This is a genomic window from Aquimarina sp. AWH4_224 (assembly GCF_056160245.1).
Genome location: NZ_JBSWWU010000005.1, coordinates 158900 through 177338 on the forward strand (window position 1 = coordinate 158900; position 18439 = coordinate 177338).

The following is an 18439-nucleotide window of genomic DNA, read 5'->3' on the forward strand; positions in this document are numbered from 1 at the left end:
CTATAAAAATGAACTTAAACGGAAAAGTTGCTATCGTAACCGGAGCTACCGGTGGTATCGGTTTCGGCGTAGCGAAAAGACTAGGTAAAGATGGATTTACTGTTATTCTAAACGGTATCGAAGATGATAAAGGAGCAGAAAGAGTTGCCGAGCTTAAAGCTGAAGGGATCACTGCAGAATACTTTGGTTTTGATGTAACCGATGAGGAGGCTGTAAATACAAATATTAAAGCCATTGGAGAAAAATATGGTAAAATTAATGTCCTGGTAAATAATGCAGGTGGATTGGGAGGAAGATCCAGATTTGAAGAAATGACAACAGAATTCTATAGAGGTGTAATGGCTCTGAATCTAGATTCTACCTTTTTTGCTTCAAGAGCAGCCATTCCTTACCTAAAGAAAGCTGAAGGTGCGTCTATTATTAATTATTCTTCTAATGCAGGATGGACCGCAGGTGGACCTGGCGCAGGAATTTACGGAACTTCTAAAGCAGCTGTTCATGCTATTACCAGAGCGTTAGCAAAAGACTTGGCAGAGTACGGAATTCGAGTAAATGCAGTATCTCCAGGAACGATTGACACTCCTTTTCACTCACAGATTAAATCTACAAAACCTGAAGTTTTTGCCTCTTGGAAAAATAACATCTTGTTAGGCAGACTAGGACAGCCAGAAGATGTTGCATCGGTGGTTTCTTTTCTAGCGAGTGATGACTCTGCGTTTATCACTGCAGAAACTATTCAAATTGGTGGAGGGCAAGCACTAGGAATTTAAAAATAAAGATTAAATTATAGCTGAAATAATAGTATAATGAACACAATAGTAACCTTTGGAGAAGTTTTAATGAGAATTGCTCCTTTGGGAAATAAAAAATTAAAACAGTCTAACCAATTAGAATATTACTTTGGTGGAACAGAAGCCAACGTAGCCATTTCTCTTGCACAATTGGGAAATAGCACACAACACGTTGGCGCAGTATCGAATGATTTTTTGGGAGAAGCTGTCAAAGGTTACTTGCAACAAAATGGAGTAAATACCTCAGCTATTCAAGATTCTTCTCATCCTCTCGGCGTATACTTTATGGAAACAGGAGCTGTAATGAGATCTACTACCATAAGTTATAATCGTGCACATTCTGCCTTTTGTAATATCGATCCAAAAATTATTGATTGGTACGCTATTCTGGAAAACGCAAATTGGTTTCATTGGACCGGGATCACTCCTGCTCTATCAGAAAATGCTTATCAGGCACTAAAGGATGCATTAGTAGTTGCAAATGAATTAGGCATTACAGTATCGGCAGATCCAGCGTATCGAAGTAATTTATGGAAGTACGGTAGAGATGCCAAAGCAACGCTAAATGAGTTAGTAGGATTGTCCAATATTTTTATCGGAGGTCCAAATGAAATTAATGAGCTATTAGACACCTCTTATTCTAATGAAATAGAGCAATTTATTGAAGCTAGTTCCACAGTAATGGATCATCATAAAGGACTACAGAAAGTTTTTGATAAAACAAGATCTTCTCGTAATGTGAATTGGCATAAAATAAAAGCCAGAACATGGAATGGAGTAGAATTTGCAGAAACTAGAGAGTTAGAAATTACTCATGTAGTGGATCGAATAGGTACAGGAGATGCTTTTGCCGCAGGCCTAATCCATGGACTGCTTCATTATGATGATTATGAAGCGCTTGAATTTGCAAATGCTGCTTGTGCCTTGAAACACACTATAGAAGGAGATGCTAATTTGGTTTCAGAAACAGAAATAAAAAACATAGTAAAAGGTAACGTAAACGGAAGAATATTAAGGTAAATGGCTAGATATACCCGAATAGAAGTTGTACAAACTATAGAGAAAACAGGACTTGTTCCTTTATTTTATCATGAAGACATAGATACCGTAAAACAGGTAATACAAGCCTGCTACGATGGCGGTGCCAGAGTGTTCGAATTTACCAACAGAGGAGAAGCAGCCTACGAAGTTTTTTCTGGGATATCCTCCTGGATCAAAAAAGAATTACCAGAGATGATATTAGGAATTGGATCTATTGTAGATCCGGCCACAGCATCTCTATATATTTTAAAAGGGGCAAACTTTATCGTTTCCCCTATTTTAAATCCAGAAATTGCAAAAACATGTAACCGACAAAAGGTATCCTGGTTACCCGGTTGTGCTACCTTATCTGAAATCAATTATGCCGAAGAACTGGGAGCAGAAATTGTAAAAATATTTCCAGCTAGTCAAGTTGGCGGACCGGGTTTTGTAAAAAGCGTGAAAGCACCATGTCCCTGGACCAGTATTATGGCTAGTGGTGGAGTAGCACCTGACGAAAAGAATCTAAGTGAATGGTTTCAATCAGGTGTATTTTGTGTAGGAATGGGATCCAAATTGATCATAAAAAATCAGGATGGTTCTTTTGACTATCAAAAAATAACAGAACTCACCAAAACATCTATTTCTATTATTCATAGAACCAAAGCATCCATAAATCAAAGATAAATCTAATGTTGTGTAGTTATGTAAGTTTAAAGCATGAATTAGATTATGATTGACATCTTAATTTTCGCTTGTCAATACCCTTGTACAATTAGTGCAAGGGTTTTTCTTTTTAAGAAGATCTGATCTGAAAACATAAAAAAAGTACGACCCAGAAGATCGTACTTTGTAAACTTATTTTTTATATATGGAATTTTAGTTTCCTCCGAAAGTAAATAATAGTCCTAGGTTAAAAGAAATATCTCCTACTGAAGCATCTCCTGTTTTACCTGCACTCAAATAAGCAGCGTGCACATTAAGTACTCCGTACTTGAATCCTAAAGCTGGACGAATAGCAAAGTTAGAAGTACTAGCTGCTAATTCTGCAGAGGTTCCATCAACTTCGATAGCACCAATAGTAGCTAGACCTATACCAAGACCACCATAAGGTTTGAAAGCAGTATCAGTAAAATAGTAACGACCATTAAGCAAGTAACTTCCAACGGCTACATTTCCAATTTCTGCCGCTGTTTGTCCCGCTACAGCTACGATATCCGCTCCAACTAAGAAGTCTCCGGCATATAGGAAAGAAACGTCGATATTCTCTGTAATGCCATATCCTAGCTCAAAGTGAGCAGCTATACCTCCATCGGTAAAATCTGCAACATCTCCAGACGGTACTGCGTAACCAACACCAAAACCAAGTTTAACTTGTGCGTTTGTAGCTGTAAATCCAAGTAATGCTACTGCGATAAATAATAGAGTTTTTTTCATAATAGATTTAGGTTTTTATCGTTTAAGTGCACAATATATCGATAAAAAGTTGATTTTAACAAATTATTTTGAAAGTTTTTTTATTTCATTTGATAAAACACCGAACCCAAATCAATTGATTTGGTTACTATTAAGTGTACTAATTATGGGGGAATTTCGTATCTATTATTCCTATTGCAGAAACCTAAATTGTACTTTTCAAACTAAAAATTGAAACAAATGGGGTTTATCATTTAGATAGTCTCCAAAGAAGTTATATTGTTTCATTCTGGAAATTAAGGGTTGTAGATCTTCCTGGTTCTTTAGTTCGATCCCTACTACAGCTGGACCATTCTCTCTACTCGATTTTTTGGAGTATTCAAAATGAGTAATATCGTCATTTGGCCCTAGTACCTCTACCAAAAACTGTTTTAACGCCCCAGCTCTTTGCGGAAAACGAATAATGAAGTAATGCTTCAAATCTGCATATAGCAATGCTCTTTCTTTGATTTCAGCCGTTCTTGTGATATCGTTGTTACTTCCACTCACAATGCAAACCACATTTTTACCTTTGATTTGTTCTTTGTATGCCTCTAGCGCGGCCAGTGTGAGTGCTCCCGCAGGTTCTACTACAATAGCATCTCTATTATACAAATCCAGGATAGTTTGACATACCAAACCTTCGTGCACGGTATACATGTCCGAAAGGTACTCTTTGCAAATATTAAAATTAAGATCACCTACCTTTTGCACCGCGGCTCCATCGATAAATTTATCGATATCAAAAATCTCGGTATTTTTATTGTTTCTAATTGAGGTTAACATTGAAGGAGCTCCTTGTGGCTCTACTCCTATAATTTTTGTTTTTGGAGATAAGGATTTCATGGCGCCACATAATCCAGATGCGAGTCCTCCCCCTCCTATGGCAACAAAAATATAGTCTATAGGTACATCACTTTGCTTAAATATCTCGAGTCCTATAGTTCCTTGCCCTTCGATGGTTTTAGGGTCTTCAAAAGGATGAACAAATGTCTTACCTTCGGATTTACAAATGGCTTTTGCGGCTTTGGAAGAATCATCAAAGGTATCTCCTTCCAGTACAATTTTCACATGTTCCCCACCAAACATTTGCGTTTGCTCCACTTTTTGTTTAGGAGTAACTGCAGGCATGTAAATAGTACCATTTATTCCCAAATGGTTACAGGCAAAAGCGACTCCTTGAGCATGATTGCCTGCACTTGCACAAACTACTCCTCTATCTAGTTCTTCTTTAGAAAGTGAGCTGATTTTATTGAAAGCACCTCTAATTTTATAGGAACGTACCCGCTGAAGATCTTCTCGTTTCAGTAGAATATTAGCATCATATCTTTTAGAATAGCGTATACTATTCATTAAAGGGGTAACCATAGCTACTTCCTTAATAACAGTTGCTGCTTTTTGAATATCTTCTAATTCAGGAAAATATGTGGTGGTTATAGTACTCATAATTCCTTTTGTACGTTCTTAATTTTTTTGTCAGCCAGGACCCATCAAAGGTCACACAATACACATCTCAAAATACCTCAACAGATCCGGCCGTACAAAAAAATGGTTGGTTATAGTTTTAGTTGGTTTCTACTATAGGTTTCATAGCAGTCATAGAAGCTCTTAATCTGGCTCCTACAATTTCTATAGGATGATTTCTTAGTGTAGCATTTACTTCTACTAATTTAGAGTTATGTACTCCATTCACCTTTCCTGCATGATATGCTTTACCAATTACATCGGTATCTATATTTTTCATAAAATCAGCTAGTAATGGTTTACACGCATGGTCGAAAAGATAGCACCCGTATTCTGCTGTATCCGAAATTACTCGGTTCATTTCGAACAGCTTTTTTCTGGCAATCGTATTTGCAATCAGCGGAGTTTCATGCAAAGACTCGTAGTATGCAGATTCTTCAATAATTCCAGATTCTGTCATCGCTTCAAAAGCCAGTTCTACTCCTGCTCTTACAAAAGCAACCATTAACACCCCATGGTCATAAAACTCCTGCTCTGTAATCTCTACATCTCCTGCTGGTGTCTTTTCAAAAGCAGTTTCTCCTGTAGCAGCCCTCCAAGACAATAGGTTATGGTCATCGTTTGCCCAGTCTTCCATCATTGTTTTGGAAAAATGTCCCGTGATGATATCATCCATATGTTTACGGAAAAGCGGACGCATGATGGTTTTTAATTCTTCTGAAAGATCGAAGGCTTTAAGCTTTGAAATATTTGGTAATCGATCCATCATATTGGTAATACCACCGTATTTCATTCCTTCAGTAATGGTTTCCCAACCATATTGAATCAATTTTGAAGCATAACCAGGATCAATTCCTTTTTCTACCATCTTATCGAAGCATAGAATGGACCCTGTCTGTAACAACCCACAAAGAATGGTCTGCTCTCCCATTAAATCCGACTTTACTTCGGCTACAAATGAAGATTCTAGCACTCCTGCTCGATGTCCTCCTGTGGCAGCAGCATACGCCTTTGCCTGTTCAAAACCATGAGCCTGAGGATCATTTTCTGGGTGTACAGCTATCAAAGTAGGAACTCCAAATCCTCTTTTGTATTCTTCTCGTACTTCAGAACCCGGGCATTTTGGAGCTACCATGATCACCGTTAGATCGTCACGTACCTTCATCCCTTCTTCTACAATATTGAAACCATGAGAATAAGATAATGTTGCTCCTTTTTTCATTAAGGGCATTACGGTATTTACTACCTGGGTATGTTGTTTATCTGGAGTCAGGTTGATTACCATATCCGCTTGAGGAATCAACTCCTCGTAAGTTCCCACAGTAAAATTATTCTCTGTAGCATTTTTATAAGACTGTCTTTGCTGCTCTATCGCAGACGCTCTTAAAGCATATGAGATATCCAATCCGGAATCTCTCATGTTTAGCCCTTGATTAAGTCCCTGAGCCCCACAGCCTACAATGACCACTTTTTTTCCTTCTAATGCAGCTACTCCATCCTCAAACTCTGAGGCGTCCATAAATCTGCATTTTCCTAACTGTGTTAGTTGATCTCTTAATGATAGCGTATTAAAATAATTTGCCATTTTACTTCGTAATTAGTTGTATGTTCCTTTCGGAAATTTTGATTTGATTTTGATTCTTGTTTATACTATACTGACACCGTCTCTTCTGTAGCAAAGCTTTCCAAAATGGACGATATGTGCATCTTCTCTTTGGTAACTGCTATTCTACCAGATCGCGTGAACTGCATTAATCCATACGGCTCTAGTTTTCTATATAATGCTTCTACCTCTCTTCTTCTTCCGGTTTTTTCGATGACAAAAAACTCGGGAGTTACCGTGACGATATTTGCATTGCTATTCTTTATGACATTCTGAATCGAACGTTCTTCAAAGAGTAATTTTGAAGATACTTTGAAAAGTGCTGTCTCCTGATAAATAATCTGTTCCTCCTTATGATAAAAAGCTTTGATGACTTCGATCTGCTTTTCTATTTGTCCTACAATCTTTTTCACTTGCTCTTCGGTAACCTTTACTGCAATCGTAAAGCGAAACACATCTTTGATCTCAGACTGTGAAGCCGTCATACTATCCAAATTGATATGGCGCTTTAAAAAAATCGAAGATATCCTATTTAATAAACCGATATTGTTTTCGGTATATACCGAAATTGTAAAATTCTCCTTCTCCATAACTACTCTAATCTTATATCTGAAACCGAGGCTCCTGTTGGAATCATCGGAAACACGTTATTTTCTTTTTCCACACACACTTCCAAGAAGTATGGATCCTTACTCGCAATCATTTCTGCAATTGCTTCTTGTAAATCCTCTCTTTTGGTAACTCTTTTAGACTGGATATGATATCCTTCTGCAATTTTTACAAAATCAGGATTTACCATTTCTGTAGATGCGTAACGCTTATCAAAAAATAGCTGTTGCCATTGACGCACCATTCCTAAAAAGTCGTTATTAAGCACCACGATCTTAACGGGTACTCTGGTCTGAAAAATGGTACCTAATTCTTGTATCGTCATTTGATACCCTCCGTCTCCGATTATTGCTACTACTTCTCTTTCTGGCGCACCCATTTTAGCTCCGATTGCAGCCGGAAGTGCAAATCCCATAGTTCCTAATCCTCCAGAAGTGATATTACTTTTTGATTGCGCAAATTCTGCATATCTACAAGCAATCATTTGGTGTTGTCCTACATCTGATACGATCACTGCATCCCCTTTGGTTTCGTTATTAATTCTTCGTAATACCTCTCCCATAGACAAACCATCTTTGGTAGGGTACAAATCTTCTTTAATGACTTTTTCAAATTCTATGGCATCGTGGTCTTTGAACTCCTGCACCCAAGATTCATGGGTATTAGGGTTAATTAAAGGTTGTATTTGATTCAATGTATACTTTACATCACCCATTACCGCAACATCTACTAATACATTTTTATTAACTTCAGCAGGATCGATCTCAAAATGGATAATTTTTGCCTGTTTAGCATAGGTCTCCAAATTCCCGGTAACCCGATCATCAAACCGCATTCCGATGGCAATCAAAAGATCACATTCGTTGGTTAATCTATTAGGTCCATAATTTCCATGCATTCCTACCATCCCTACATTCAAAGGGTGAGCGGTTGGTAATGCCGACAACCCTAAAATGGTCCAGGCAGAGGGTATGCCGGATTTTTCTATGAAATTCTTTAACTCTTCTTCAGCTTCTCCCAAAATCACGCCCTGTCCAAAAACCACCATTGGTTTTTTGGCCTCATTGATTAATTTGGCAGCTTCTTCAAGACTTTTAGGATCTGTCACGGGAACTGGCATGTAACTACGTATACCCTTGCACTTTTCATAAGCAAAATCCAACTCTCCAAATTGTGCATCTTTGGTAATATCGATTAATACCGGTCCAGGTCGGCCGGATCTTGCAATGTAAAACGCTTTTGCCAATACCGTAGGAATATCTTCTGCTTTGGTAACCTGATGGTTCCATTTGGTGATTGGTGTAGAAATCCCAATAATATCCGTTTCCTGAAAAGCATCTGATCCCAAAAGATGAGATCCCACTTGTCCAGTGATACATACCATTGGTGTCGAATCAATTTGCGCATCGGCAATTCCTGTTACGAAATTAGTTGCTCCCGGACCGGAAGTAGCTATGGCCACCCCTACCTTACCACTAGTTCTGGCATATCCTTGAGCCGCATGTGTTGCTCCCTGTTCATGTCTGGTAAGCACATGGTGCAATTGATCTTGAAATTTATATAATTCATCATAAACCGGCATGATAGCTCCTCCCGGATATCCATAGATTAGATCTACGTCTTCTGCCAAGAGACAACGGATTACAGCTTCGGCACCTGTCATTCTTTTTGTAACCGTTTCGGTTTTTTTAGTTCTGGTTTGCGTTTGTGTTTCCATACGCTTGTATTGTTTAAAATTCGTCTGTAACGCACCCTCTGGATGCAGACGAAACCGTATTTGCATATTTGTATAATACTCCTCTATTAAACTTCAATGGAGGTTGTTTCCAAGCAGCTTTTCTCTTCTCTAGTTCGTTTTCATCTATTGCTACTTCAATGGTGTTTGTTTCGGCATCGATAGTGATAATATCTCCATCTTCTACCAAAGCAATCATTCCTCCTTCCTGGGCTTCAGGCGTTATATGCCCCACAACAAAACCATGGGTTCCACCTGAGAATCTGCCATCGGTAATCAAGGCCACCTCTTTCCCTAGACCTGCACCCATTATCGCTGCTGTTGGCTTTAGCATTTCTGGCATACCTGGTCCTCCTTTCGGCCCTTCATACCGAATAACGACGACTTCGCCAGATTTTACTTTTCCTGCTTTGATTCCATCATTTGCATCATACTCACTGTCAAATACTTTGGCTTTTCCAGTAAACTTTAACCCTTCTTTTCCGGTTATTTTGGCAACGCAACCTTCTTCGGCTAGATTACCAAACATAATTCGTAAATGCCCCGTAGCTTTGATAGGACTCTCTAATGGCTTTATTACATCCTGCCCTTCGGTAAGGTCAGGCACGTCCAATAAGTTTTCCGCTAATGTTTTCCCGGTTACTGTCATACAGTCTCCATGCAGTAATCCTTTTTTCAGAAGATATTTAAGAACGGCAGGAATACCTCCTACCGCATGAACATCTTCCATCAAATATTTCCCACTTGGTTTTAAATCCGCCAGGAATGGCGTTTCATCACTGATTCTTTGAAAATCAGCTAGTGTAAACTCTACATCTGCAGCTCGAGCAATAGCCAAAAAGTGCAGTACGGCATTCGTAGATCCTCCTAACACGGTAACCAAACGTATCGCATTCTCTAATGCTTTCTTGTTTACAATATCTTTTGGCTTGATGTCTTTTTCCAGAAGCAATCGCATGGCTTGTCCTGCGGCAATACTTTCTTGTTTCTTCTCATCACTTATGGCTGGATTAGAAGAATTATAAGGTAAGGACATCCCAAGAGCTTCTATGGCAGATGCCATGGTATTTGCGGTATACATACCTCCACAAGCACCAGCGCCAGGGCAAGCTTTTTCGATCACATTCTTATACTCTTTTTGGGTAATCGTACCAGCTACTTTCTCTCCCCAAGCTTCAAAAGCAGAAACAACATCTAGCTTTTTCCCTTCATGGCATCCAGAAGCAATAGTACCACCGTACACCAGTATTGCGGGACGATTTAATCGTAGCATCGCCATAAGCGCGCCCGGCATGTTTTTATCACACCCAACTACAGTTACCATACCATCATACGACATGGCCTGTACTACCGTTTCCATAGAATCTGCAATCACATCTCTGGATGGCAATGAAAAACGCATCCCTGGGGTTCCCATAGAAATCCCATCACTTACACCAATTGTATTAAATATCAATCCTACTACATCCTCTTCGCGTGTACCTTGCTTTACTAACTTGGCAAGATCATTAAGGTGCATATTACAAGGGTTTCCTTCGTAACCTGTACTGGCAATACCCACCAAAGGTTTACTAAAATCTTCATCCGTTAAACCAATGGCATGTAACATCGCTTGTGCTGCTGGTTGAGTGTCATCTTGAGTGACCTGTTTACTATATTTATTAATACTCATTGTATCCGAGTTCTTATTTTATTGCGAATTATTCAAAAACTTAACCTTTTATTTATCAGATTATCAACAAATAAAAAGTGTCTAGTATAAAATTATTTCGTTACGCTAAAATTGTTACACATTATTCAATATCCTTACAACATCCAATTGTTGTTTTAACATCTTTAAGTTCTGATTTTCAATACTTTAAATACTTTTCATTTACAACCACTATTTGTTAATTTTTTATTTTTTTTACTCATTATCCATAAAAAAACTCCCTTCGGTACCAGAAGGGAGTTTTTTTTATCAAAATACATCAATAGTGCTCCCCTATGGTGAGTAAATCACCACAACGATACTAATGACGTTAATAATTCTATTGTTTAATCTTTTCATGTTACAAACAAAAAAATCCCTTTTCTAAAGAAAAGGGATTTGAATTTATATGGTTATATACATTAGATCCCTTATCGAAGTGTAATAATACCTTCAATAATAGAGACCACAATGATATTTTTTGTTACTATGTTCATTTCTAGGATCAAATATATAGAAAATAATTTCAGTTTTTACTACTCTACTTTAAAAAGTTTATTTTTCATACAATAGATTACCAAGCCAACTCTTGTTTTTACTTGTAATTTCTTGAAAACCGTTTCTCTGTAATTTTCTATAGTTTTTGGACTCAGATTCATTTCCTTGGCGATATCCCTATAGGTTAATTCGGAACATGCTAACTTCAAAAACTCCCATTCTCTTTCTGTAAGCTTCTCATGAAAGTTCTTATCCTCATAATTACCAGAGTGTCGTAAAGCACTTTCAATTTTACCTGAATAATAAAAACCTTGTTCGATCACCATTTTCATGGCAAATTCAAAATTCTCTGGGTGAATGTCTTTTAATAAATACCCCTTGGCTCCAGCTCTCAACATTTTGATAATGGTTTCTTCATCATCCTCCATGGTTAAGGCCAGTACTTTTTGATCCGGTTTATTTTCTTTGAGCCATTGCATGGTTTGTATCCCATCCATAACAGGCATCTTTACATCTAATAAAATGAGATCTGGTGTTTTTCTTTTGTGTAGATAGTACTGCGTAAGCTCTTTACCGTTTTTAAGTATGGCTAATACTTCGTAATCTTCTAATTGAGAAACTAAACTCTCCAGAGACTGTGCAAATAACAGATGGTCATCAACAATTACTATAGTCTTCTTTTTCATATGATCTGTGCATTAAATCAATCCATTGGCTTGATTGGATACGCCAAGGTAAGCAAAACTCCTTTATTTGGAGCAGAATCGTACTCAAATGTTGCATTCACCAATCCAGCTCTGCTTTTCATATTTAACAATCCAGAGTTGGCTTCTACCGAATTCATATCAAAACCTACCCCGTCGTCTTTGATTGTAATTTTGAGCAGTTCAGGAGCATAAATCAGGGTAACATACATATTGGATGCTTCGGCATGTTTTATGGTGTTTGAAAAAAATTCCTGAATGATCCGATATAAAATAATTTCGTCTTTGGGGTTGATGTGTACCTCTTCTCCTTGGATATCAAAATGAGTATCCAGGAAATTTAATTTTTCGAATCGCTTTAATTCAGCTTCGATGGATTTAATCAATCCAATATTTTGGATCACCTCGTGATTTAAGGTTTTGGAAAGATTTCTAATCTCCTGTAAACTATCCCCTACTAGTTTGCGAACGTCTTGTAAAGATTCTGAAGTTTTCTCGTTAAGTGAAGATCCTAGAATATTGATTTGCATAACCGCTGTGGAAAGTAGTTGTCCGATATTATCATGTAGTTCCCAACTTACATTTTTAAGCGCTTGTTCCTGGATTTCTATTCGAGATTTAAATATCTCGTCCTCGAAACGCTGTTCGGCTTTTAATTTTTCTAAAAGCAGTTTGTTTTTGCGTCTTTGGAAAGCAACGAAAAAAATTATGGCAAAACATACCAAACATAAAATTACTAAAACAAAGTAAATAATTAATAAGATCTGCTCTTTTGATATAGTTTCTTCCATGGTAAACACACTAAAAACCCAAAAGTATAACAACTATACATAAAAACATTGGCTGCAACTAAAATAATAAAGTAAACTTCAACAAACTCGGGGCTCTTATCACGAGAAAAATATTTACTATAAATTGTAATTGGAGTAACTATTAAATGATAAACCAATGCTCCGATAGAGACATAAAAAGGAAGTAACTTATAAAAATTTAAAACCTTATCACTCTTTAACATCTCAATAAAATAAAGTGCTATTCCAAACAAAAGAAAAATCGAACCAACTAAAAAAGAATATGAGGAAACAGATTTAAAATATATATCGGACAATAATAAATTTAAAATTGAACTTAATATATAAAACGTACTTAGAGTTTTTAGAATATTCTTTAAAACTACCGTTTTTATATTCCATCTAAAGTAGTTGATATAGAGCGCAAAACTTAAAATTATGTATACATTATAAATCCATAAATTTTTTGCCCATATAGTATCCTGTAAAAAAGAAAGGGGTTCGTAGTCTTCAATTAAAGTTGGTAACCAACCAAAAACAAGTTCAACAAATAGAGTTATCCATAAAAATAGAATAAAATATTTGTTAAACTTATCTTTAACTGGTTTTCCATAAAAATAAATTGTAGCCGAAATAACAGCAAACAATTCAAATATATTAATTATGACTAAATGACCCACTTTTAATAACTGTGCGGTGGACTACCTGCACCACCAATGTTCATTGGTTCTATTTCGTAATTATTTGGTGCACTATCACCACCCTTGCCTAAACTACCAACTGGAGCGCCAGTGGGAGCAAAGAAAAGGGTCGAATAACCTTTATGTTTTTTACATTTAGTTTCCGGATACGCACCTAGATAAACTCTAATACCAGGATTATCTATCCCCATTTTTCTAGATTTTTTCTTTACATACTTAAGATACTCCATTAAATCTTCAACACTCCACCAAAACTCTCGAGTATCTTCAAAACCGAGACACTTATCGATTTCTGGAGTTCTGGTATCACACCACACTTGTTGTAATTCTCTGGCCTCTTCGACACTTATACATTTTTTAGGTTTTCCCATAACAATAGATTATTTTAGGTTATAATCGCTAATATATCCAAAAATCCAGATGCAAAGCAAGTATACATCACCATTGACTGCAAGTGACTGCGGGAAAACCGTAACATCATATTACTGATAATTAGCGGGTTAGATATACTAAAAAAATCTTAAAAAAAGATAGACCAGGGGATTTTCCCCCTGCATGTTAAGGGGTGTTACCCCCTGCCACACATTGTATTAAAAATCAACCAATTGAAATTGAATTTGCTCATTAATCCTAGTTTGCGCTAATATATTGATCGAGGTTTCGGTAAGTTGGAACACTCTAGGATATCCTCCTGTAGTTTGACAATCTCTCATCAACACCATCAATTTACCCGACGGAGTTAATTGAACTGTTCCTGGTAATACCGGAGATGTCAACATTTGAGGAAGTGAATTTGAGATAGATTCCATAAATTGAATCGCCATACGATTGGATGCTCCGGTTATGGTAAACCTACTCTCTAATAAAAGTTCTTTTTCTCTACTGGAAAGTTGATCAAATTCTGGTCCCCTAAACACCTCTATTGCACTATCAGAATTCCCATACTTTGGCACACTTAAATGAGCATAAGAAATAACAGAGTTTATGTTTGAATGGTATTCTAATTTATCACCTTTTACCAACTTTTGTTTAGCAGTAATTGAATCATAAAACGATCGGCTTTCCATCATCATATCAGTTAAAAAACCATTCCTTATTCCTACATAACCATATTGTCTATTCCTACAGTTTTTTAGTATTAAAACATCATTCTTACGAACAACAATTTGTTGATACATTTCAACTTTTTGATTATTTAAGAACGCATCCACTTCTGCACCGGTTAAACAAATTCTTGTATCAGAATTAAATTGTAAAGTTGGAGGTTGAATCACCCATTCTATACAAGCATCATTTTTATCATTACCTAACAACAAATTTGCAAACTCAAAAGAAAAACGATCCATCGCCCCGCTCTGTGGAACTCCATATTTAGCAAAACCAAATCTACCACGATCTTGAATTGTTGTATACAATCCTGGTTTCAAAACCGCAACATACCCTTTCATAAAAAAGTAGGTTTTAGTTCAAAATCCGGAGAAGTCTTCTCTGTACTTATATCGTTATATTTTGAAACTGATATCGATATAAATTGAATCAAATCACCAGGCAAAATCTTTGATGGCTCCACCTTATTTACATCAAAAAAATCGATAGGACAAGCTCCTATCACATGCCACCCTCCTGGACTATCTTTTGGATAGATTCCTGTTTGTTCTCCACCAATGGCTACAGACCCTTTTTTCACGTTTCTAGAAGGAGTTACTTTTCTTGGCAAACACAATTTTTTATCCAAACCACCCAAGTAAAAAAAGCCAGGCAAAAACCCTAAAAAATACACTTGATATAATGGGGTAGTATGGAGGTCAATTACATCATCAACACTCAGTTTCTTTTGCTTTGAAAAAGACAACAAATCAGGAGCAAGGGTAGGATCGTAACAAACCGGAATTTTCCACAAGCGTTGTTTTTGTTCTGATGATTCAAAATTGATGCTACAAAGTGATTTTAGCTTCAAAACCTCATCATAGACATTTTCTATAGTAGATAGGTAAAAAATTAATAACGAGTTATATGATGAGATTACCTCAACAATTACTTTATTTCTATGTTCTTCTATGGATTTTTTACAAAAAAGTATGTTTTGCAGCATCTTTCGATCAATTTTTTGCGGCCATTCGATCAAAATTGCTCTCTCTGAGTATTGCCTGTATCTCAAATCATACTCCATAAACTTCACTTCAAATCATATCCTAGTGCTACAAAACCGGAGTGTAAATACTGAATAATTTCCACAGCATTTTGATGATCTCCATGCACACAAATTGTATCAAAAAAAACAGCCTGCTCCTCCCCTGATTTTGTTTTTATTTTACCATCGACCACCATTCGTTTTACGTGTTCAAAAACATCTAGTTTATTTTCCAAAACCGCACCTTTTTCCGCACGAGAAACCAGAGTCATATCATTATTATAATTTCTATCTGCGAATGCTTCAAAACAAACCTCAACATCATCTTTACAAAGATATGACAAAACAGAATCTTTTAGCGTAATAACCCTTAAACTTTTATCGACATTTTTTACAGATTCAAGAATCGCTTCTCCTACCTTCTTTTTTGCAAAGGCATCATTATAAAGTGCACCGTGTGGCTTGACATGATGAAGCACACCTCCTAACTCTTCCACATGATTTTTCACCAACTGGATTTGTTCAGTAATCGATCCCACTAAATCTTCAAAATCCATCTGCATACTCTTCCTTCCTAAATTTTCACGATCCGGATATGAAGGATGCGCTCCTATCTTTACATTATGTCGTAATGCTAATTGGATTGTTTTTATAATTTCATCCTCATCACCAGCATGTGCACCACAAGCAATATTACACCATGAAATATAAGGCATGATTTGATGATCATTACCTACTCCTTCTCCAACGTCTGCATTAAAAACAATTTGCTTCATTCTTACAAATTCATAAAATTTTTCTTACAAATTTTCAAATACTTTCCAGATACTGCGTATTCCCAAAAAGAGGGTTACTATGACAATGACTATTCCTATCAGATTTTGGGTTGTGGTATTTACATATTTACCCAGTATATTCTTTTTGTTCATCACCCATAATAAGAAGATAGCTATCACAGGTAAAAGCAACCCATTGGTCACTTGTGCAAAACGAATAACTTCGATGGATTTGATCCCTAAAGATGAAAACAACACTCCCAGAAACAGGATAAACATCCACACCAATCTAAACCGTGTACTTTTCACTCCATCTTTCCACCCTAAACACCCTTTTACTACATAAGCAGCTGCCAATGGTGCCGTGATGGCCGAAGTAATTCCAGCAGCAAACAGCCCAAGAGATAAAATATATTTTGCAGCCGATCCAAAAACTGGCTCTAAGCCTCTGGCGAGATCTGCTGCACTTTGCACTTCTGTGTTTTGTATGGCTGCTCCAGAGATCACTATAGCCATAGACATAATACCACCCAAAACGATTGCTGTTATGGTGTCTTTTCTAGCTATTGGAAGCTGATCCGCATTTTTCCACTTTTCCTTTACCAAAGAGGCATGCAAAAACAGATTATAGGGTACTACTGTAGTACCGATCAAACCAATAATCATTAATAATTTTTCTGAAGAAAAATCAGGAACAAACCCTTTAACAATACCAGATAGACTAGGCCGAGTAGCTATCGCAGTAATAATAAAAGCTAAACTCATGAACAACACCAACACAATTAGGCTACGTTCAAGCACCTTATAATTCCCTAAAAACAGCAACACAAAAGCCAGCAACCCTATCACCAGACTGAGGTAATTAAAAGCATAGCCTCCCAGTTGTATCGTAGGCTCTTCTATTATGGTAGACAACCCCAGTACTCCTCCACTGATGTTCCCTGCTTCGTAAGCTGCGTTTCCAACAAAAATAGCCGCAATAATAATAGAGATAAAAAACCATTTAATGATGGGAGTACCTTCAAACTGATTTTTTACCACTTCGCTCAATCCTTGCTGTGTTACCACTCCTAGTCGAGCTGCCATTTCCTGAAGTATTACACAAGCAATTACAGAAAGTGCAAGTGCCCATAATAAAGTAAATCCAAATTGTACTCCTGCCAGTGTACAGACGGTAACCGTTCCCGGTCCAATAAAAGCAGCCGTAACTAGAGTCCCTGGTCCAATAAAAGAAAATAACTTCTTCATCTAGTTCGAATTAATATCAAGTGCATAAATAGCAAATGACCCTAACCAATGCCCTCCTTCATACGAATCTCCAACTAAATTAGGCAACGAATAGTTGACATGTGTGTTTGCCACATAGAACAAATGCTCATATTCTTTATACTGTTTTGCTAAACCATACAACACCCATGCCCGGCTGAAGTTAAGCCCGTCCAAATGGACTAGTTTTCCATCTGTTCGATCCGAAACCTCCCCCACTTCAATATTGAAGTTTTTTTCCTTTAACTGAGGCATAAAGTTTGAAATCCATTGTTCAAATTCTTCGACTCCAAGCACTCTTCTCATGATATCAATCTCCTCAAAACACGGAGACAAAAAATCATATCCACTAGGCTCCCAGGTAATCGGACATTCCTGATCATCCAGATAAAACTCACGAGCTTTCTTTTCTATACTATTTTTAAGTGCTTGGTGATTAATCGTATTGGCATAATCCCAGGCAAAAGACAACCCAAATGCAGTGTTTGTATGTTCTCCCACTCGTATCGGGTATCTTAATTTTGGCAAGAAATCTATATATTTTTGAACGATAAGATCAGACAACGGCTGTAAATTCGCCTCTAGCTCTCTGGCAACAGGATCGTCCCAATTGTGTAATTCTTCCGCCAACTTGAGTAACCAGGCCCAACCATATGTGCGCTCATAGGATTTGTTATGCTTATCCTTGAAATAAGCTATTTCTGCGGCGATATTTTCTTCCGAAATATTCTGTTGCAATTTTGCAATGGCCTCTTCTCTTTTTTCTAAGTCAGGGAATTTTTTCAATAATTTCACCAAAGACCAATGTCCATGAACCGAAGAATGCCAATCAAAACAACCATAGAAAGCAGGGTGTAATGCTTTAGGCTCACCAAGGTTTTCTTTACCTCCCAAGGTTTGATTTAGTTTATTTGGATACTCTACCTGTATGCAATCCAACGGTAAATTGGCTAGGGTATTTGCTTGATCCAAGGTAAGCTCTAATGGTGCTTGAATTGGATTTACATCTTCTTTTGGAATAGCTTCTGGTTTATCGGATGATTCATTGTTTGGTGTGTTTTCATTTTTGCAACTCGTAGACGCAAGTATTAAAATGACAAAAAGCATTGGATACCACTTTGAAATTCGTAACATAGGAGAACATTTATCTCTAAAAATATCATTTTTGAAAAGGTTACGAATCAGATTGTTAATAACAACCTTAA

The 18439-nt window shown here is 37.0% G+C and carries 18 protein-coding genes; 3 read left to right on the forward strand and 15 right to left on the reverse strand.

The features are described from left to right. Positions 1-8 precede the first annotated feature (8 nt). The 3 genes from ACXAGJ_RS11680 to ACXAGJ_RS11690 are packed head-to-tail and all read left to right on the forward strand — an operon-like array spanning position 9 to position 2498. The gene (locus ACXAGJ_RS11680; protein WP_073316381.1) at positions 9-770 is read left to right on the forward strand and encodes an SDR family NAD(P)-dependent oxidoreductase; all 762 of its coding nucleotides are present in this window, start codon (positions 9-11) and stop codon (positions 768-770) included. 36 nt (positions 771-806) lie between these two features. Next, complete coding sequence (locus ACXAGJ_RS11685; protein ID WP_474840035.1) at positions 807-1811, forward strand: sugar kinase; 1005 nt, start codon at positions 807-809, stop codon at positions 1809-1811. Continuing rightward, a complete protein-coding gene (locus ACXAGJ_RS11690; RefSeq protein ID WP_474840037.1) occupies positions 1812-2498 on the forward strand; it encodes a bifunctional 4-hydroxy-2-oxoglutarate aldolase/2-dehydro-3-deoxy-phosphogluconate aldolase in 687 nt (228 codons plus the stop codon). It begins immediately after the preceding gene. A 192-nt stretch (positions 2499-2690) separates the two neighbouring features. Here the strand turns inward: ACXAGJ_RS11690 and ACXAGJ_RS11695 are convergent, their stop codons facing one another. From ACXAGJ_RS11695 to ACXAGJ_RS11765, 15 genes are all read right to left on the reverse strand, one after another. Then, on the reverse strand, positions 2691-3248 hold the full coding sequence (locus ACXAGJ_RS11695; protein WP_473280945.1) for a hypothetical protein: 558 nt from the start codon (positions 3246-3248) through the stop codon (positions 2691-2693). Positions 3249-3446: 198 nt separating this feature from the next. Continuing rightward, entirely contained in the window at positions 3447-4712 is a 1266-nt protein-coding gene (gene ilvA / locus ACXAGJ_RS11700) for a threonine ammonia-lyase (protein ID WP_474840039.1), read from the reverse strand. A gap of 118 nt (positions 4713-4830) precedes the next feature. Next, the gene (gene ilvC, locus ACXAGJ_RS11705; protein WP_474840041.1) at positions 4831-6315 is read right to left on the reverse strand and encodes a ketol-acid reductoisomerase; all 1485 of its coding nucleotides are present in this window, start codon (positions 6313-6315) and stop codon (positions 4831-4833) included. Positions 6316-6380: 65 nt separating this feature from the next. Beyond that, positions 6381-6923 (reverse strand): acetolactate synthase small subunit, encoded by a 543-nt coding sequence (ilvN, locus tag ACXAGJ_RS11710; RefSeq protein ID WP_474840043.1) that lies wholly within the window; start codon positions 6921-6923, stop codon positions 6381-6383. Between the two features lie 2 nt (positions 6924-6925). Then, positions 6926-8659, reverse strand: a complete 1734-nt coding sequence (gene ilvB, locus ACXAGJ_RS11715) for a biosynthetic-type acetolactate synthase large subunit (protein WP_474840045.1) — start codon at positions 8657-8659, stop codon at positions 6926-6928. Positions 8660-8672: 13 nt separating this feature from the next. Beyond that, on the reverse strand, positions 8673-10349 hold the full coding sequence (gene ilvD, locus ACXAGJ_RS11720) for a dihydroxy-acid dehydratase (protein WP_474840047.1): 1677 nt from the start codon (positions 10347-10349) through the stop codon (positions 8673-8675). A 554-nt stretch (positions 10350-10903) separates the two neighbouring features. Continuing rightward, positions 10904-11551 (reverse strand): response regulator, encoded by a 648-nt coding sequence (locus ACXAGJ_RS11725; RefSeq protein ID WP_073316372.1) that lies wholly within the window; start codon positions 11549-11551, stop codon positions 10904-10906. A gap of 17 nt (positions 11552-11568) precedes the next feature. Further along, complete coding sequence (locus tag ACXAGJ_RS11730; protein WP_474840049.1) at positions 11569-12360, reverse strand: sensor histidine kinase; 792 nt, start codon at positions 12358-12360, stop codon at positions 11569-11571. Continuing rightward, positions 12324-13040 carry a hypothetical protein gene (locus ACXAGJ_RS11735; protein ID WP_474840051.1) on the reverse strand — a complete coding sequence of 239 codons (717 nt, stop codon included), beginning with the start codon at positions 13038-13040 and terminating at the stop codon, positions 12324-12326. The genes ACXAGJ_RS11730 and ACXAGJ_RS11735 overlap by 37 nt, the downstream gene beginning before the upstream one ends. Positions 13041-13042: 2 nt before the next feature. Next, a complete protein-coding gene (locus ACXAGJ_RS11740; protein WP_474840053.1) occupies positions 13043-13432 on the reverse strand; it encodes a hypothetical protein in 390 nt (129 codons plus the stop codon). Positions 13433-13651: 219 nt separating this feature from the next. Continuing rightward, the gene (locus tag ACXAGJ_RS11745) at positions 13652-14509 is read right to left on the reverse strand and encodes a 5-oxoprolinase subunit C family protein (protein ID WP_474840055.1); all 858 of its coding nucleotides are present in this window, start codon (positions 14507-14509) and stop codon (positions 13652-13654) included. Further along, positions 14506-15231, reverse strand: coding sequence for a 5-oxoprolinase subunit PxpB (gene pxpB, locus ACXAGJ_RS11750; RefSeq protein WP_474840057.1), 726 nt, complete (start codon positions 15229-15231; stop codon positions 14506-14508). The genes ACXAGJ_RS11745 and pxpB overlap by 4 nt, the downstream gene beginning before the upstream one ends. 5 nt (positions 15232-15236) lie before the next feature. Continuing rightward, entirely contained in the window at positions 15237-15968 is a 732-nt protein-coding gene (gene pxpA / locus ACXAGJ_RS11755; protein ID WP_474840059.1) for a 5-oxoprolinase subunit PxpA, read from the reverse strand. 24 nt (positions 15969-15992) lie between these two features. Further along, positions 15993-17216: an Nramp family divalent metal transporter gene (locus ACXAGJ_RS11760; RefSeq protein WP_474840061.1), complete on the reverse strand. Its 1224-nt coding sequence runs from the start codon at positions 17214-17216 to the stop codon at positions 15993-15995. Beyond that, positions 17217-18368 (reverse strand): DUF2891 domain-containing protein, encoded by a 1152-nt coding sequence (locus tag ACXAGJ_RS11765; protein ID WP_474840063.1) that lies wholly within the window; start codon positions 18366-18368, stop codon positions 17217-17219. Between the last annotated feature and the right edge of the window lie 71 nt (positions 18369-18439).

What these genes read in the sequence shown, in the direction of transcription:
- ACXAGJ_RS11680 (WP_073316381.1), top strand. Translation starts at nt 9, where the DNA reads ATGAACTTAAACGGAAAAGTTGCTATCGTAACCGGAGCTACCGGTGGT.
- ACXAGJ_RS11685 (WP_474840035.1), top strand. Translation starts at nt 807, where the DNA reads ATGAACACAATAGTAACCTTTGGAGAAGTTTTAATGAGAATTGCTCCT.
- ACXAGJ_RS11690 (WP_474840037.1), top strand. Translation starts at nt 1,812, where the DNA reads ATGGCTAGATATACCCGAATAGAAGTTGTACAAACTATAGAGAAAACA.
- ACXAGJ_RS11695 (WP_473280945.1), bottom strand. Translation starts at nt 3,248, where the DNA reads ATGAAAAAAACTCTATTATTTATCGCAGTAGCATTACTTGGATTTACA.
- ilvA (WP_474840039.1), bottom strand. Translation starts at nt 4,712, where the DNA reads ATGAGTACTATAACCACCACATATTTTCCTGAATTAGAAGATATTCAA.
- ilvC (WP_474840041.1), bottom strand. Translation starts at nt 6,315, where the DNA reads ATGGCAAATTATTTTAATACGCTATCATTAAGAGATCAACTAACACAG.
- ilvN (WP_474840043.1), bottom strand. Translation starts at nt 6,923, where the DNA reads ATGGAGAAGGAGAATTTTACAATTTCGGTATATACCGAAAACAATATC.
- ilvB (WP_474840045.1), bottom strand. Translation starts at nt 8,659, where the DNA reads ATGGAAACACAAACGCAAACCAGAACTAAAAAAACCGAAACGGTTACA.
- ilvD (WP_474840047.1), bottom strand. Translation starts at nt 10,349, where the DNA reads ATGAGTATTAATAAATATAGTAAACAGGTCACTCAAGATGACACTCAA.
- ACXAGJ_RS11725 (WP_073316372.1), bottom strand. Translation starts at nt 11,551, where the DNA reads ATGAAAAAGAAGACTATAGTAATTGTTGATGACCATCTGTTATTTGCA.
- ACXAGJ_RS11730 (WP_474840049.1), bottom strand. Translation starts at nt 12,360, where the DNA reads ATGGAAGAAACTATATCAAAAGAGCAGATCTTATTAATTATTTACTTT.
- ACXAGJ_RS11740 (WP_474840053.1), bottom strand. Translation starts at nt 13,432, where the DNA reads ATGGGAAAACCTAAAAAATGTATAAGTGTCGAAGAGGCCAGAGAATTA.
- ACXAGJ_RS11745 (WP_474840055.1), bottom strand. Translation starts at nt 14,509, where the DNA reads ATGAAAGGGTATGTTGCGGTTTTGAAACCAGGATTGTATACAACAATT.
- pxpB (WP_474840057.1), bottom strand. Translation starts at nt 15,231, where the DNA reads ATGGAGTATGATTTGAGATACAGGCAATACTCAGAGAGAGCAATTTTG.
- pxpA (WP_474840059.1), bottom strand. Translation starts at nt 15,968, where the DNA reads ATGAAGCAAATTGTTTTTAATGCAGACGTTGGAGAAGGAGTAGGTAAT.
- ACXAGJ_RS11760 (WP_474840061.1), bottom strand. Translation starts at nt 17,216, where the DNA reads ATGAAGAAGTTATTTTCTTTTATTGGACCAGGGACTCTAGTTACGGCT.
- ACXAGJ_RS11765 (WP_474840063.1), bottom strand. Translation starts at nt 18,368, where the DNA reads ATGTTACGAATTTCAAAGTGGTATCCAATGCTTTTTGTCATTTTAATA.